Here is a 15,119-nt window from a genome sequence, read left to right as displayed (position 1 = left end):
GGAAGCGATTCCCGACGAGCGCGGCGGGCCCCGAAGCGAGCACCTCGTTTCCGGGTCCGCCCCGGGCAACCGCTCGGCTGCTCCGCGGCGCGCCCGTGTCCCCGCGAATCATCCGCCGGAACGGAAGGGGCGCCCGGAGCCGACCACGCGCAACCGTCCCGGAGCGCCGAGTACCGCGATGTCCCCGCGGCGGTCGGTTCGCCGCACGAGCGCTCCCGAACTCCGCAGCGTCGCGACGATCGTCCCGCTCGGGTGCCCGTAGTCGTTGCCGTGCCCGACGCTGATCAACGCCAGCTCGGGGGAAACCGCGCGCAGGAACTCCTCGCTGGTGTGGCGCGAGCCGTGGTGCGGGACCTTCAGCACCTCCGCACGCAGTCGCCCGCCGCTTCCGAGCAGCCGCCGCTGGGCGGCCAGCTCGATGTCGCCGGTCAACAGCACCCTCCCGGCCGGGGTGGTCGCCCTCAGCACGGTCGAGGCGTCGTTGACCCGCTCCCCGGCCGCACGACATCCGCCCGCTGCCGGGGCGAGCACCTCGAGAACGAGGCCGGGCCAGCCCAACCGCTGCCCCGCGGCCAGCCGCACCTCGCGCGCTCCCGCCGCCTCGATCCGCTGCCGCACCCCGGTCCCGCTCCACTCCCCGCTGCAGGATCCGCCCAGGGCGACCCGTCCGAGCCTCCTGCCGTCGGACACTCCGGCGATACCGGAGAAGTGGTCCGAGTGCGGGTGGGTGAGCACCAGCAGCGGCACCCGCTCGACCCCCAGCCGATCGAGGCACTCACCGACCAGCGCGGCGCTCGGTCCCGTGTCCACGACCACGGCGGTGTTCCGCGCCCCGGTCGCCAGCACCAGGGCGTCCCCCTGCCCGACGTCGCACGCCACGAGGCTCCAGGCCCCGGCGGGTGGCCAGGGCGGACGGACCGCCACGGGTACGAGCAGCACCACCACGAGCGAGACGGAGGCACCGAGCACCGTCCACCGCCGCGTGGCGCGAAAACGCGTTCCGAGGACCACGAGCCCCCCGATACCGGCCAGCAGGACGGTTCCGAACACCCCGGCCGGCAGCGGAACCGTCGCCAGCGGGACGTCAGCGGCCCGCCGGGCGACGAGCAGTACCCATTCCAGTTCCGGAGCGGCGGCCCGCACGAGCAACTCGCCCACCCGGGGGATTCCGGCAGTCAGCGTGGCGGCCACGCCGAGCACCGTGGCCGGGGCCACCACCGGCTCGGCCAGTATGTTGGCGAGCACGCCGACGACACTGAACTCGCCGGACAGGGCCACGACCACCGGACCGGTCGCCAGCTGTGCCGCGGCGGGCACGGCCAGGGCCTCCGCGAGCCCGTGCGGGACTCCCCGCCCACGCAGGGCCGCCGACCAGCCGGGGGCGATCAGCACCAGCGCCGCCGTCGCGGTGACCGAGAGCACGAATCCCGGCCTGATCGCGAGTTCGGGATCGACCAGCAGCAGCACGATCACGCTCGCCGCCAGGGCGGACAGCGTCGCACGCCCGCGTCCCAGCACGAGGGCGAGCAGGCCGATCCCTCCCATCACGGCGGCTCGCAGCACGCTCGGCTCCCCTCCCGCGAGGACCACGAACCCGAGCAACGCGCAGCCCGCGCCCGCGGCCGCCAGCGGACGCGGGGCCCGTACGAGGCGCAGCAGCGCCAGCGCGGCACCGCAGACGATCGCGAGGTTGGCTCCGGAGACGGCCGTGAGGTGGGTCAGTCCCGCCTTTCGGAACTCCTCGCGGACCGTGGCGGGCAGGGCGCCGGTGTCCCCGATCACGAGGCCGGGGAGCAGACCGGCGGCCTCGGGACCGAGGACCTTCGAGCAGACTTCCCGCAGCCCGGCTCTGAGCCCTTCGGCCACCCGCTGGACGGACGGGGCCGCCCGCAGCTCCTCCGGGGGCTGGTGCACCACGAGCACGGCCGTGAGCAGCCCCGCCCCGTGCGGCGGCACCACCACCGCCGTGGTGCGCACCGTCCGCCCCGGAAGCGAGTCCGCCCAGGAGGATGTGGGCACCAGCAGCAGCGCTCTCCCACCGGTGCGGTGCCATTCGCCCCCCGTCCGGAGGGCGCGCAGTTCGGCACGGACCACGGAGCGCTCACCGGCTCCCCTCCCACTGGCCGGGTCAGCGTCCGTCGAGCGGGGACGCCGGGTGAGCTCGACCCGGACCCCGACGCTTTCCCCGTGCAGTTCCGCGGCACGCAGCTCGTGGTTTTCCACGTGGTGCAACCTGGGCACGAGGCAGAAAGCCGTGGCGGCACCCAGCACCACCAGCACGGCCGCGCCGTTGACCCAGCGGCCACGGGCGAAAACCAGCGCCACGGTGACGGCGCAGCCCGCACCGGCCACACCGGAAGCCACCTGCCAACCGGTGTACAGGCAGACCAGCGTCACCGCCCACGTCCCCACCGCGGCGGGAACCAGCCGCGTGTCGGCGGACCGCGCGGCCCCCTTCCCCGTGCTCGGCGCGGTCGCCACCGCCTTCGCGGTCACACGCGGACCAGATCGCGCAGGCGGGCCAGTGTGGCCGGACCTATTCCGTCCACCTCGCTCAGCTGTTCCACGGAGTCGAAGTCCCCGTGCTCCGAGCGCCACCGCAGGATGGCACCGGCCGTCACGGGGCCCACCCCGGGGAGCTCCTTCAGTCCCTCCTCCTCCACGACGTTGAGATCCAGCGTGTCGGAGGAGGCGGGGTCCGCCCCGCTCGCGGGCCGCTCCGCTCCGTCCGGGGGCTCGATACCCACGTGGATCTGCTCTCCGTCGGAGAGCTCACGGGCGAGGTTGAGCGCCAGCGTGTCGCTGTCCGAAAGCGGGCCGCCCGCCGCGCGCAGCGCGTCCGCCACGCGCGCGCCCGCGTCCAGGGTGACCAGTCCCGGCTCGTGGACCTTCCCCACCACGCTGATCACCAGCTGCTCGGGCGGGGACGTGGTGGTCACCGCCCGCTCCACGGTGGGCAGCGCACGGGAGGGCACCGGGGTGCTCCGGTCACCGGGGTTCCAGGTGACCGCGAAGACGGCGCAGCCGAGCACCGCGAGGGCCACCACACCGAAGCACCCGGCGCGTCCCGGATCGGGCAACGCCCCGAGCAGGAACCGGGGCAACCGCTCCCGCAGCCACCGTGGAATTCGCCGCTCCCGAGCACTCTCGTCTTCGGAGGGATCCGCCGGCGACGCGTCCTCCGCGGCGGCCATCAGCTCCCGCAGGCGTTCCCGCGCGGGCGCACTCCCCTCGGTGGAGGCCTCGGCCTCTCCGGTCGCCCGTGACTCGGGACTCCGCGACGGGAAAAGATCGGACATGCTTCCGAAGCTAGCCCGCTCACGGGGATGTCAGAACACCGAGAACAACGTCCTGTGCACGGTTCGAGGAGTTGTGGAAGAACCTGAGTCGGGAAACCTCACGAAGCGGCATCCGAATCCGGCGCGCCCCAGCCTCCCGGCAACACGACGACTCCGACCGTCCCCGGACCCGTGTGCGCGCCGACCGTGGGGCCGACCTCGGAAATCACGCAGTCCGAGCAGTCGGGCACGCGGGCCAGCACCGAGCGGGCCAGTGCCTCGGCACGCCGGGGCGCCGCCAGGTGGTGCACGGCCAGCGCGACCGGTTCCGAGGCGGCGCGGTCGGGGAACGCCCCGACCGCGAGCTCCTCCAGCCTGCTCACGGCCCGTCCCGTGGTCCGGACCTTCTCCGTGGCCTCGATCAGCCCGTCGCGCACCCGCAGCAGCGGTCTCACCGCCAGCGCGGTCCCCAGCAGCGCGGCCCCCGCGCCGATCCTGCCGCCCCGGCGCAGGTACTCCATCGTCCGCACCGAGAACAGCACGGTGCCGCGCAGCGCGGTCCGCTCCGCCACAGCGGCCACTTCCGGCAGCGGAGCGCCCTCCGCCGCGCGAGCCGCCGCGGCCAGCACGGCGAAGCCGAGCCCCATCGCCACGGAGCGCGAGTCGAGCACCCGGATCCTGTCCGGGTCCACCTCGCGAGCGGCCACCCGAGCGGCGTCGCAGGTGCCGGACAGCTCCCCGGACAGGTGAACCGAGAGGACCCCGTCCGCACCCGCGCTCAACGCGTCCCGGTACGCCCGGACGAACTCGGGCACGGTGGCCCCGGAAGTCGTCACCCGCCGACCCGACTCCAGGGCAGCGGTCAGCTCCTCCGGGGTGAACACCGTCTCGGGCCTGGAGTCGGCGGCGTCCAGCCGCACGTGCAGCGGAACCACGCGCAGCCCGTACGAGCCGACACGCTCGGGCGGGAGGTACGCGGTGGAGTCCGTGACGACGGATACGGTCACGGGGCGGTGCCTCCGTCGGGGAGAACGGAGGTCACCGCCCCGGAGACGTCCGCCGGTTCCGACGGTTCGTTCATTCGGGCAGTCCGCCGTTGTAGGTCAGCAGCCGCCAGCCCTGGCGCCCCACGGCGTTGCGCGAGAGCACCGCCCACCTGCAGTTGCCCACGCCGCCCAGGCTCGGCCACATGTCGGTCGGCCACTCCAGCAGCCGGGCGGTCAGCGCCGTTATCAGCCCGCCGTGCGCGCACACCAGGACGGTTCCCCCGCAGGCCTCGTCGAGTTCCCGCACCACCTCGTGCGCGCGCTCGGCGACCTCGACCCTGGACTCACCGTCCGGGGGAGCCCAGGTCGGCTGGGCACGCCAGGTCCCCATCCAACCGGGCCAGCCGTTCTCCACCTCGGCTCCGCTGAGTCCCTGCCACCGGCCGACGTGGGTCTCCCGCAACCGCTTGTCCAGCCGCACTTCCCGGCCGCTCACCTCGGCGTAGGCGGCGGCGGTCGCGGCGGCACGGCGCAGGTCGGAGCTCACCACGACCTCGGGGGTGAACTCGGCGATCACGGGGGCGGCCCTCTTGGCCTGCTCCAGCCCCGCTTCGGTGAGTTCGCTGTCCAGGTGCCCCTGGATGCGGCCGGTCACGTTGTACTCCGTCTCACCGTGCCGCCAGAGCACCAGTCGCTGCAGGGTCACGCCTGCCCGCCCTCTTCGTCCCGGTCCGCTTCGTCCCGGTGGGGCGTGGAACCGTCCGTTCCCGCGTCCTCCTCGAACTCGATGACCGGGCAGTCCTTCCACAGCCGCTCCAGCTCGTAGAAGGCGCGCTCCTCGGAGTGCTGGACGTGCACGATCACGTCGACGAAGTCGAGCAGTACCCAGCGGCCCTCTCTGGTTCCTTCCCTGCGAACGGGCTTTGTTCCCGCCGCGCGCATCTTCTCCTCGATCGCCTCGACGATCGCGTCCACCTGCCGCTCGCTGGAAGCGGAGGCGATCACGAAACAATCGGTGATGATGAGCCGGTCGGACACGTCGAGCAGAAGGAGATCCTCGGCCTTCTTGTCCGACGCCGCCCGCGCGGCTACCAACGCCAATTCACGGGCGTCTTCACTGGCTGCCACATCGCTCCTCTCGGTGGCCACGGTCTGCGACCCATACCCGAACGAGGATAACCATCCGACCTCCGGGACGCGGAACGCGTGGGGAGTCCCCTGCCCGGACGGATCAGCCCGAGCCTCCGAAACCGGGGCACGGGGCTGCGAAGCTCCTCCCCGGAGCCGGGCTGCGCTCGTCACGAACCGTCCGGCCTCGGTCCCCACTCCGGTGCTGGTGACTGCCCGAACGTGCGGTACATCCCGCGCTTGCTGATGTACTGCACGATCCCGTCGGGGACGAGGTACCAGACGGGCATCCCGCCGGAGACGCGCTGCCGACAGCCGGTGGAGGAAATGGACATGGCCGGTATCTCGACCAGCGTGACCGACCCCTTCGGCAGGTGCTCGTCGTCGAGCGCATAGCCCGGACGCGTGACCCCGATGAAGTGGGCCAGGTCGAACAGGTCCTCGACCCGGTGCCAGGACAGTATCTGCTCCAGCGCGTCCGCACCGGTGATGAAGTACAGCTGCGCGTCCGGGTACTGGCGCTGCAGATCGGACAGGGTGTCTATGGTGTAGGTCGGACCACCACGCTCTATGTCCACCCTGCTGACCGAGAACCGCGGGTTCGAGGCCGTGGCGATCACCGTCATCAGGTACCGGTCCTCGGCCGAGCTGACGTCCTCGTGGCCCTTCTGCCAGGGCTGTCCCGTCGGGACGAAGAGCACCTGCTCCAGGCCGAACTGGGCCTGCACCTCGCTCGCTGCGACGAGATGGCCGTGGTGGATGGGGTCGAAGGTTCCCCCCATGACGCCGATTCGGCGGGGTCGCGACATGGTGCCCCAGCCTAACCCGCCACCGCGGAACGCGTGACGGGTAGTCGAACACGTGGTGATCGACCCCACCGCGTCGACCGGAGTCCCTCCCGCGAAGACGTGTCCGGTCGCGGCGAGTTCCGGCTCCGACGGCGCGGAAACGACCACGCTGCCGGGTGAGTACCTCCGACGGCCGGAACGGAAAACCGATCAGTGCTCGGGGGCCAACTTCCGCCCCGAGTCCGCGTCCCGCACGATGACCGCCTCCACGGGACAGGACTCCGCCGCGTCGACGACGTCGTCCGTCGGTTCGACCTCGGTACGCACCGGCTGGGAAACCCCGTCCACGAGTTCGAAATACCCTTCCGCTATCGCGGAGCACATGCCCGAGCCGATGCACGTCGCACCGTCGACTTCGACCCGCCAGCTCATCCGAAAACCTCCAAGATACGTATCCACCGATGGTCCCGGTCGGGAAACTCCTATCAGTCCGCTCCCCAGGCGACCGGAAGACGCCGGGGCCCGCGCACCAGCATCCCGGTCTTCCACGACACGTCCTGCTCGGCCACCCCGAGGCGCAGGTCCGCGAACTCGCCCAGCAGAGTGCCGAGCGCCACCTGCAGCTCCATCCGCGCCAGCTGGGCTCCCAGGCAGTGGTGCGGGCCGTGGCCGAAACCGATGTGCGCGTTGGACCCGCGCGCCAGGTTCAGCTCCTCCGGCCGCTCGAAGACCTCCTCGTCGCGGTTGGCCGAGGCCAGACTGGCCAGCACCGGCTCGCCCGCGCGGATCAGCACACCGCCCAGCTCCACGTCCTCCAGGGCGTACCTGGGGAAGGCCGCGTTGACGCCGAGAGGCACGAAGCGCATGAGCTCCTCCACGGCCTCGGGAACCCGTTCCGGGGAGTTCCGCAGCCACTCGAGCTCGGCAGGGTGGGTCAGCAGCACGTAGACGAAGTTGGGGATCTGGGTCGCCGTGGTCTCGTGTCCCGCGACCAGCAGGCCGACGGCCAGGTCCAACAGCTCCGTCTCGGACAGCTTGTCCTGTTCGTCACGCGCCTGTATGAGTCCGCTCAACAGATCGTCCTCGGGCCGGGCACGGCGTTGTTCGACCAACTCGGCCATGTAGGCCCTCATCTGCGCGACGTAGTCCTCGACCTGCTGTTCGGAGAGCTTGCTCGTGGACAGGAACGCATCGGACCAGACCCGGAAGTCGTCCCTGTCCTCGTAGGGCACCCCGAGCAGCTCGCAGATCACGGTGATCGGGAGCGGGAGGGCGAACTCCTCGACCAGGTCCAGCGGGGCTCCCTTCCGGCGCATCCGCCCGACGAGGTCGTCGGCTATCCGCTGGGCGCGCGGCCGCAACTGCTCCACCCTCCGCGCGGTGAAGGCCTTGGCGACCAGTTTGCGCAGCCTGGTGTGCTCGGGAGGGTCCATCGTCAGGATCCCCGTGCGCTGCTGCGTCGGTCGTGCCCGTGGTTCGTCCCGCTCGGCCGATTCGGCGCGACTGAAGCGAGGGTCGGCGAAGACGGTTCGCACATCGGAGTACCGCGTGGCCAGCCACGCGGTCTCCCCGTAGGGAAGACGCACCCGCGACACCGGTTCCTGCTTGCGCAACTCCGCGTAGAACGGGTCCAACCGCAGTCGGTCGGGGGCACTGAACGGATAGGTTCGCGGCGTCGGGTCGATCGTGGTCATGCTCGGCTCCCCGGACACGAGACGGAAGTAAGCAACTGCTTACTAAGCTCATACTAAGCAGCCTTCCCCGACCGAGCATTCCGCCGAACAGGTGGCGTTCCGCGCGCTTCAGTCCTCCTCCTCGGAGGGAGCGCTCTTTTCCAGCAGGAACGAGACCGCACGGGTCACGTACCCGACGATCACCTCGTCGGAGGCCTCCGCCAGCGGCTCCTTGCCCAGTACGGAACGCATCATGCCGATACCGAACAGCCAGGCCAGCACCAGATCCGCGCGGAGGTCCGCGTCCGCCGAGTCGCTGAGCCGCGCGAGGCGTTCGACGTAGGAACCGCCGAGTTCGTCACGCAGCACCCGCGCCGCCCGCTCGTCGCTGAACGAACGCAGCATGGCCACGATCGTGTGCTCGGCCCCGGAGCCGGCCCGGTCGGCGAGAACGTTCTCCAGTATCCGCCTCGGCAACTCCTGAGTGGCGACGCTGTCCAGCAGGGCCTCGCTGTTGTGACTGAGCACCTCGGCGAACAGCTCCTGCTTCGAACCGAAGTACCGGAACAGCAGGGCCTGGTTCACCTCGGCACGGGCGGCGACGTCCCGGACCGTGGTCTGATCGAACCCGCGTTCGGCGAACAGTTCGGCAGCCGCACGCAGCAACGCCGTTCTGGTCGCGGCAGGATCACGCCTGCGCCGTGGCTGCCGGTCCTCGCACAAACCGCCTCCCGAGACCGAGCCGGGGAACCTGGAGCACCGACGGTAGAGCATGCGGCCCGGAGATTCACCACTGCGGCACACCGGAGCGGTCGCCGGAACCCCGCGCGCTCCACCTCCTCGCCGGCGAGGAGGTGGAGCGCGAGCCCTCGTGGGGCGGCGGAATCAGTTCGCGGGCCGGACCTGCCCCTCCCCGTGGACCAGCCACTTGGTCGTCGTCAGCTCGGGAAGGGCCATGGGCCCGCGCGCGTGCAGCTTCTGCGTGGAGATACCGATCTCGGCTCCCATGCCGAACTCCCCGCCGTCGGTGAAGGCGGTGGACGCGTTGACCACCACGGCCGCCGCGTCGACCCGCGCGGTGAACCGCTGGGAGGAGCGCAGATCGTCGGTGACGATCGCCTCGGTGTGCCCGGAGCCGTGCGCGGCGATGTGCTCGACCGCGTCCGGCAGGGAGTCCACGACGGAGGCCGCGATGTCGGCCGAGAGGTACTCGGTGTCCCAGTCCTCCTCGACCGCGGGGACCACGCCCTCGCTGCCTCCGGCCAGCGCCAGGAAGCGCTCGTCGGCGTGCACCGTCACGCCTTCCGCGCGCAGCGCCTCGACGGCCTCGGGGACGAAGGACTCGGCGATGTCGCGGTGCACCAGCAGGTTCTCGGCCGAGTTGCACACGCCGTAGCGCCGCGTCTTGGAGTTGATCAGGACGTCCAGCGCGGTCCGCCGGTCTGCGGACGCGTCGACGTAGACGTGGCAGTTGCCCACACCGGTCTCGATCGCGGGCACGGTGGCCTGCTCCACCACCGCCGAGATCAGCCCGGCTCCTCCCCGGGGGATCACCACGTCCACCAGACCGCGCGCAGTGACCAGGTGGTGCACCGAGGCCCTGTCGTGGCAGGGCAGCAGGCGCACCGCGTCCGCGGGCAGCTCGTGCTCGCGCAACACGTCGGTCAGCACGGAGACCAGCGCGGCGTTGGAGCGCTCGGCCGAGGCCGAACCGCGCAGCAGCACGGAGTTGCCCGACTTCAGCGCCAGACCGGCCGCGTCCACGGTGACGTTGGGGCGCCCCTCGTAGACCATGCCGACCACCCCGAACGGCACCCGCACCTGCTGGAGCCGCAGTCCGTTGCCGAGCACGCTGCCGCGAACGACCTCACCCACCGGGTCGGGTAGCTCGGCGACGGTACGCAACCCCTCGGCCATCCCCTCCACTCGTTCGGGGGAAAGGGTCAGCCTGTCGACCAGGCTCGACTCCATGCCGGAGGCGCGTGCCGCCTCGACGTCGAGGGCGTTTGCGGCGAGGACCTCGTCACAACGGTCTCGCAGGGCATCCGCCAGGGCGTGCAGCAGGGCGTCCTTGGTGTTCCGCGTGGCCAGACCGATCTCGGCCGCGGCCCGGCGCGCCCGGCGCGCGTCCTCGCGCACGCGCTCGCGCAGGTCCTGCTCCGTACCGGGGTTCTCCGCCACGGTGACCGGTCCACCGCCGGAATCGGTGTCGATGCTCACACCAACAGTTTAAGAGGTTGCGCGAGTCGGTCCGCTTGGCGGGGCGCGCCGGAACGAACCGGACCCGTTTCCTCGCGCCGAACGGCCTGCGCAAGAATCGGCGCGTGGACGAACAGGCTCTTCGTGAGATGGCCGAGCAGCACCTGCGCGCGTTGGCCGGTCCCGACGCCGCACTACGCGAGGACCAGTGGAGCGCCATCCGGGCGCTGGTGCTGGACCGGCGACGGGCCCTGGTCGTGCAGCGGACCGGCTGGGGGAAGTCGGCGGTGTACTTCGTGGCCACCGCCCTGCTGCGCGAGCTCGGGGAAGGGCCGACGGTCATCGTCTCCCCGCTGCTGGCCCTGATGCGCAACCAGGTCGACGCGGCGGCACAGGCGGGCGTGCACGCCGTCACGATCAACTCCGCCAACCAGGAGGAGTGGTCCTCCGTCGAGGAGGAGGTCGCCATCGGCGCGGTGGACGTGCTGCTGGTCAGCCCGGAACGGTTGAACAACCCCGAGTTCAGGGACAACGTGCTTCCCGCGCTGACCCACAACACCGGCCTGCTCGTCGTCGACGAGGCCCACTGCATCTCCGACTGGGGACACGACTTCCGCCCCGACTACCGCAGACTGCGCACCCTGCTCACCGAGCTCCCCGAAGGCGTCCCCGTGCTGGCCACCACGGCGACCGCCAACGACCGCGTGGTTCACGACGTGTCGGAACAGCTGGGCGTGACCGACCACTCGGACGGCGCCGACCGCCCGCTGGTGCTGCGCGGCACCCTGGAGAGGGAGAGCCTCCGGCTCGGGGTGCTGCGGCTGCCCGGCCCCCGGGAACGACTGGCCTGGCTGGCGGAGAACCTCGAGCGGCTTCCCGGTTCGGGCATCATCTACGCGCTGACGGTCGCCGGCGCCGAGGAGACCGCCGACTTCCTGCGCGAGCGCGGCTTCGAGGTGAGCTCCTACTCCGGCCGGACGGGAGCCGCCGAGCGTGGCTCGGCCGAACAGGCGCTGTTGAACAACGAGGTCAAAGCCCTGGTGGCCACCTCGGCGCTGGGGATGGGGTTCGACAAGTCCGACCTCGGATTCGTCGTGCACCTGGGCGCCCCCGCCTCCCCGATCGCCTACTACCAGCAGATCGGCCGCGCGGGGCGCGGTGTGGAACGCGCCGAGGTGCTGTTGCTGCCCGGCCAGGAGGACCAGCGGATCTGGGACTACTTCACCTCGCTGACGTTCCCTCCCGAAACGACCGTGCGCGCGGTGCTGAACACCCTCGCGCAGGCGGACCGGCCGCTGTCCACCGCCGCACTGGAACCCCACGTCGAGTTGAGCCGCTCCCGGCTGGAGATGGTGCTCAAGGTGCTCGACGTGGACGGGGCCGTACAGCGGGTCAAGGGCGGCTGGACCAGCACGGGAAATCAGTGGTCCTACGAGGCCGAGCGCTACGAGCGGATCGCCGAGCAGCGCCACGCCGAGCAGCGGGCGATGCTCGACTACCTGGAGACCACGAAGTGCCGCATGGAGTTCCTGCGCTCCGAACTCGACGATCCGCACGCGGCACCGTGCGGGCGGTGCGACAACTGCACCGGCGTGGGGCGTTCCGAGGGGGTCTCCACGGAAGCCGTCGAACAGGCGCAGCACCACCTCAACCGGGCGGGAACACCACTGGCGCCCCGCAAGATGTGGCCGAGCGGGATGCAGTCGGTCGGCATCGACATCACGGGCAGGATCCCCGGGGACGAACAGCACGAGCAGGGCCGCGCCCTCGGAAGGCTGACCGACATCTCCTGGGGAAACAGGCTGCGTGAGCTGCTCGCCGCTGACGCGGCGGACGGGCAGGTCCCCGAGGACCTCGTGCAGGCCTGCGTGCGCGTGCTCGCCGACTGGGACTGGGCACAGCGGCCGGTCGGTGTCCTGGGGATCGGTTCCCTGAGCAGGCCGGAGCTGGTCGGCAGTCTGGCCGAGCGGATCGCCTCCATCGGAAGGCTGCCACTGCTCGGCCGGGTCGCGCCCGATCCGGCCCGGAAGGTCTCGGCGAGCCCGAACAGCGCCCGGAGGCTGGCCGGACTGTGGAACAGGTTCGAACTCCCGGCCGGAAGCTCGCCCGCCGAGCTCGGCGGTCCGGTGCTGCTCGTGGACGACTACTCCGACACCGGATGGACCCTCGCGGTCGTGGCCAGGCTGCTGCGCAGGGCCGGAGCTCCGAGCGTCCTCCCGCTGACCCTGGGCACCACCTGACCCCCCGCCCGGATTCCGGGGCTTCGGGCTCGGCTGCCCCGGAGGCCCGGTTGAGGGCCGGACCCCTGGTGTCCTTCGGCGCAGGCGGCCGCCGCAGCCTCCGTCCGAGCAGCCACGACAAGGACGAGCGGAAGGCTTCGGCTAGTGCGTCGGCGCGAGATCGTCGGCGTGGATCACCTCGCGACGCTGCTCGACCGGAAGCTCGTGGCTGGACCTCCCGATCAGGTCCGGCAGTTCCGCGGCGTCGTAGGCCACCACTCCTCTGGCCACCGCGCGACCGGAGGGACCCACGAGTTCGACCACGTCCCCACCCGCGAAAGCGCCTTCCACACCGGTGATCCCCGCCGCGAGCAGCGAACGGCGCTGCCGGACCACTGCCGACACCGCGCCCGCGTCGAGATGCAGTCTGCCGCTGGCCCCCGCTGCGTGGGCCAGCCAGAACCTCCGGGCCGAGAGCCGCGGCCCCGTCGTCTCGAAAACGGTCCCCACATCGGCGTCCCCCAGCGCGGACTCCGCCAGATCGGCCGAGGTCAGCAGCACTGGAATCCCCGCGGAGCAGGCCACCCGCGCGGCCTGGACCTTGGAGGCCATCCCACCGGTCCCGAGTCCGGAGGAGCCCGCACCGCCCACCGCGACCTCCTCGAGGTCGTCGGCGGCGGAAACCTCACGCACCGCCCTGGCCTGCCCGTGACGCGGATCACCGTCGTAGAGCGCGTCCACGTCCGAGAGGAGCACCAGCGCATCGGCACCGACCAGGTGCGCCGCCAAAGCGGCCAGCCGGTCGTTGTCACCGAAGCGGATCTCGGCGGTGGCGACCGTGTCGTTCTCGTTGACCACGGGAACCGCTCCGAGGTTCAACAGCCGCTGCAGGGTCCGGTGGGCATTGCGGTAGTGGGACCTGCGAACCACGTCGTCGGCGGTCAGCAGCACCTGTCCGACCGTGAGCCCGAAACGGGCGAAGGTGGCCGCGTAGGCGTGCGCCAACGCCTGCTGCCCCACGCTGGCCGCCGCCTGCTGCGTGGCCAGATCCCCGGGGCGCTTTTCCAGCCCGAGGGGAGCGATGCCTGCCGCTATGGCACCGGAGGAAACCAGTACGACCTGGCTGCCCGCCTCCACGCGCCGCGCCAGCGTCGCCACCAACGCGGTCAGCCGTTCCTCGTTCAGACCGCCTTCCGCCGTGGTCAACGAGGACGATCCGACCTTGACCACTACGCGTCGGGCGGTCGAGACGGCACGACGGGTGGGGGATTCCGCGGAGGTCGCGACACCGGAACTCATCGCAGTTCGCCCTCGTCCGTTTCCGCTTCGGGGGCCTCGGCGGGTTCCACCGCGTCATCACCGGCCGAGGGGAAGCCCGCGGCGTCGGTGGTCCCGGTTCGACGGGCCCGCTTCGCTTCCTTGCGCTCCTCCGGGGAAGCACGAGTACGTCCCGAGACGCCCGCACCGCCGGTGGCGGCGTTGCCCTCGGGCGTGGTGGGTTCCCAGTCGAAGGAGACCGTCCCGATCGTGACCTGGCTTCCGGGCTGAGCCCCCTTGCGGGCCAGCTCGTCCTCCACGCCGAGCTTGGCCAACCGGTCGGCCAGATAGCCGACGGCCTCCTCGTTGTCGAAGCTGGTCTGCCGCACCCACCGCTCCGGCTTCTCACCGCGCACCACGTAGGCGTCCTCGACCTCCGGGTCCGGTTCGACGGTGAATCCGCTGTCGTCGACCGGTTTGGGACGCACCGTCACTCGCCTCGGCTCGGGGGTCGGCAGCTGAGCCCGGAAGTTCTCGACCTGCTCCGCCAGCGCGAAACGCAGCTCCCGCAGCCCGTCGTGCGTGGCCGTGGAGACCTCGAACACCGGCCAGCCGCGCTCACGCACCCCCTCGTGGACCAAGTCCGCCATGGCGCGCGCGTCGGGGATGTCCATCTTGTTCAGCACGATCAGGCGCGGCCGCTCGTTCAGGTCGACGGCCCCCTGCTCCTCACTCAGCGCCGGGGTGTACTCGGCGAGTTCGTGCTCCAGGGCGTCGATGTCGGAAAGCGGGTCCCTCTCCGGTTCGAAGGTGGCGCAGTCCACCACGTGGACGAGCACGGCACACCGCTCGACGTGTCTGAGGAATTCGAGACCGAGCCCGCGTCCCTGGCTGGCACCGGGGATCAGCCCGGGAACATCGGCCACGGTGAACACCTTGTCGTCCGCCGTGACCACTCCCAGGTTCGGAGCCAGCGTGGTGAACGGGTACTCGGCGACCCGGGGACGTGCCGCGGAGAGCACCGAGACCAGCGAGGACTTGCCGGCGGAGGGAAAGCCCACCAGCCCCACGTCGGCGACCGACTTCATCTCGAGGACGAAGTCACCGTACTCCCCCGGCTCGCCCAGCAGGGCGAAACCGGGAGCCTTCCTGCTCTTCGAGGCCAACGCGGCGTTGCCCAGACCGCCGTTGCCTCCCCTGGCGAGGACGAGCCTGGTTCCCTCGCCCACCAGGTCGGCGACCACTTCGCCTTCCGCGTCGGAGACGACGGTTCCCTCGGGCACCCGCAGTTCGAGGTCCGCACCGGAGGCGCCGTTGCGCATGCTGCCCCGCCCCTGCTTGCCCCGCTCGGCCGTGACGTGGGGACGGTAGTGATAGTCCAGCAGCGTGTGCACGCCGGGGTCCACCACCAGCGTTATGTCCCCGCCCTTGCCACCGTTGCCGCCGTCCGGTCCCCCGTAAGGCTTGAATTTCTCCCGGTGCACCGAGGCACAACCATTACCTCCGTCGCCTGCGGCGACATGAATCGTCACGCGATCGACGAAGCGCGACACGGGGAACCTCCAAGGCGGGGGTGGAAATCAAACGAGGG

The 15,119-nt window shown here is 71.3% G+C and carries 13 protein-coding genes; 1 reads left to right on the top strand and 12 read right to left on the bottom strand.

All coding sequences use genetic code 11. The features are described 5' to 3' along the window. Positions 1 to 108: 108 nt before the first annotated feature. The 10 genes from FHR84_RS14930 to FHR84_RS14885 all read right to left on the bottom strand — a co-directional run bounded on the left by FHR84_RS14930 (position 109) and on the right by FHR84_RS14885 (position 10,034). Positions 109 to 2,496, bottom strand: coding sequence for a ComEC/Rec2 family competence protein (locus FHR84_RS14930; RefSeq protein ID WP_179536117.1), 2,388 nt, complete (start codon positions 2,494 to 2,496; stop codon positions 109 to 111). Further along, positions 2,493 to 3,299, bottom strand: coding sequence for a helix-hairpin-helix domain-containing protein (locus tag FHR84_RS14925; protein ID WP_179536116.1), 807 nt, complete (start codon positions 3,297 to 3,299; stop codon positions 2,493 to 2,495). Before FHR84_RS14925 ends, FHR84_RS14930 begins: the two co-directional genes overlap by 4 nt. A gap of 98 nt (positions 3,300 to 3,397) precedes the next feature. Next, on the bottom strand, positions 3,398 to 4,285 hold the full coding sequence (locus FHR84_RS14920) for a DegV family protein (RefSeq protein ID WP_179536115.1): 888 nt from the start codon (positions 4,283 to 4,285) through the stop codon (positions 3,398 to 3,400). Between the two features lie 70 nt (positions 4,286 to 4,355). Then, a complete protein-coding gene (locus tag FHR84_RS14915; protein ID WP_179536114.1) occupies positions 4,356 to 4,970 on the bottom strand; it encodes a histidine phosphatase family protein in 615 nt (204 codons plus the stop codon). Then, positions 4,967 to 5,392 carry a ribosome silencing factor gene (gene rsfS / locus FHR84_RS14910; RefSeq protein WP_179536113.1) on the bottom strand — a complete coding sequence of 142 codons (426 nt, stop codon included), beginning with the start codon at positions 5,390 to 5,392 and terminating at the stop codon, positions 4,967 to 4,969. The genes FHR84_RS14915 and rsfS overlap by 4 nt, the downstream gene beginning before the upstream one ends. 170 nt (positions 5,393 to 5,562) lie before the next feature. Then, on the bottom strand, positions 5,563 to 6,201 hold the full coding sequence (gene nadD / locus FHR84_RS14905) for a nicotinate-nucleotide adenylyltransferase (protein ID WP_179536112.1): 639 nt from the start codon (positions 6,199 to 6,201) through the stop codon (positions 5,563 to 5,565). A gap of 189 nt (positions 6,202 to 6,390) precedes the next feature. Next, the gene (locus FHR84_RS14900) at positions 6,391 to 6,612 is read right to left on the bottom strand and encodes a ferredoxin (RefSeq protein WP_179536111.1); all 222 of its coding nucleotides are present in this window, start codon (positions 6,610 to 6,612) and stop codon (positions 6,391 to 6,393) included. Between the two features lie 53 nt (positions 6,613 to 6,665). Continuing rightward, entirely contained in the window at positions 6,666 to 7,874 is a 1,209-nt protein-coding gene (locus FHR84_RS14895; protein ID WP_179536110.1) for a cytochrome P450, read from the bottom strand. 108 nt (positions 7,875 to 7,982) lie between these two features. After that, entirely contained in the window at positions 7,983 to 8,627 is a 645-nt protein-coding gene (locus FHR84_RS14890; protein ID WP_179536109.1) for a TetR/AcrR family transcriptional regulator, read from the bottom strand. 111 nt (positions 8,628 to 8,738) lie between these two features. Then, on the bottom strand, positions 8,739 to 10,034 hold the full coding sequence (locus FHR84_RS14885; protein ID WP_179536263.1) for a glutamate-5-semialdehyde dehydrogenase: 1,296 nt from the start codon (positions 10,032 to 10,034) through the stop codon (positions 8,739 to 8,741). A gap of 167 nt (positions 10,035 to 10,201) precedes the next feature. On the opposite strand from FHR84_RS14885, the gene FHR84_RS14880 reads away from it, so the two are divergent. After that, positions 10,202 to 12,292, top strand: coding sequence for a RecQ family ATP-dependent DNA helicase (locus FHR84_RS14880; protein ID WP_246300646.1), 2,091 nt, complete (start codon positions 10,202 to 10,204; stop codon positions 12,290 to 12,292). A gap of 141 nt (positions 12,293 to 12,433) precedes the next feature. Here the strand turns inward: FHR84_RS14880 and proB are convergent, their stop codons facing one another. Both proB and obgE read right to left on the bottom strand, forming a co-directional pair. Next, on the bottom strand, positions 12,434 to 13,570 hold the full coding sequence (gene proB, locus FHR84_RS14875; protein WP_179536107.1) for a glutamate 5-kinase: 1,137 nt from the start codon (positions 13,568 to 13,570) through the stop codon (positions 12,434 to 12,436). After that, positions 13,567 to 15,081, bottom strand: coding sequence for a GTPase ObgE (gene obgE, locus FHR84_RS14870; protein ID WP_179536106.1), 1,515 nt, complete (start codon positions 15,079 to 15,081; stop codon positions 13,567 to 13,569). The genes proB and obgE overlap by 4 nt, the downstream gene beginning before the upstream one ends. Positions 15,082 to 15,119: the final 38 nt, after the last annotated feature.

The sequence above is a fragment of the Actinopolyspora biskrensis genome (assembly GCF_013408175.1).
Lineage (GTDB): Bacteria > Actinomycetota > Actinomycetes > Mycobacteriales > Pseudonocardiaceae > Actinopolyspora > Actinopolyspora biskrensis.
The sequence above is the reverse complement of the archived record's forward strand: the minus strand, read 5'-3'. Positions and strand labels throughout refer to the sequence as shown.

Excerpts from the sequence above, each read along its gene's own strand:
- proB (WP_179536107.1), bottom strand. The coding sequence starts at position 13,570 with ATGAGTTCCGGTGTCGCGACCTCCGCGGAATCCCCCACCCGTCGTGCC.
- FHR84_RS14900 (WP_179536111.1), bottom strand. The coding sequence starts at position 6,612 with ATGAGCTGGCGGGTCGAAGTCGACGGTGCGACGTGCATCGGCTCGGGC.
- FHR84_RS14895 (WP_179536110.1), bottom strand. The coding sequence starts at position 7,874 with ATGACCACGATCGACCCGACGCCGCGAACCTATCCGTTCAGTGCCCCC.
- nadD (WP_179536112.1), bottom strand. The coding sequence starts at position 6,201 with ATGTCGCGACCCCGCCGAATCGGCGTCATGGGGGGAACCTTCGACCCC.
- FHR84_RS14890 (WP_179536109.1), bottom strand. The coding sequence starts at position 8,627 with ATGCTCTACCGTCGGTGCTCCAGGTTCCCCGGCTCGGTCTCGGGAGGC.
- FHR84_RS14925 (WP_179536116.1), bottom strand. The coding sequence starts at position 3,299 with ATGTCCGATCTTTTCCCGTCGCGGAGTCCCGAGTCACGGGCGACCGGA.
- FHR84_RS14880 (WP_246300646.1), top strand. The coding sequence starts at position 10,202 with ATGGCCGAGCAGCACCTGCGCGCGTTGGCCGGTCCCGACGCCGCACTA.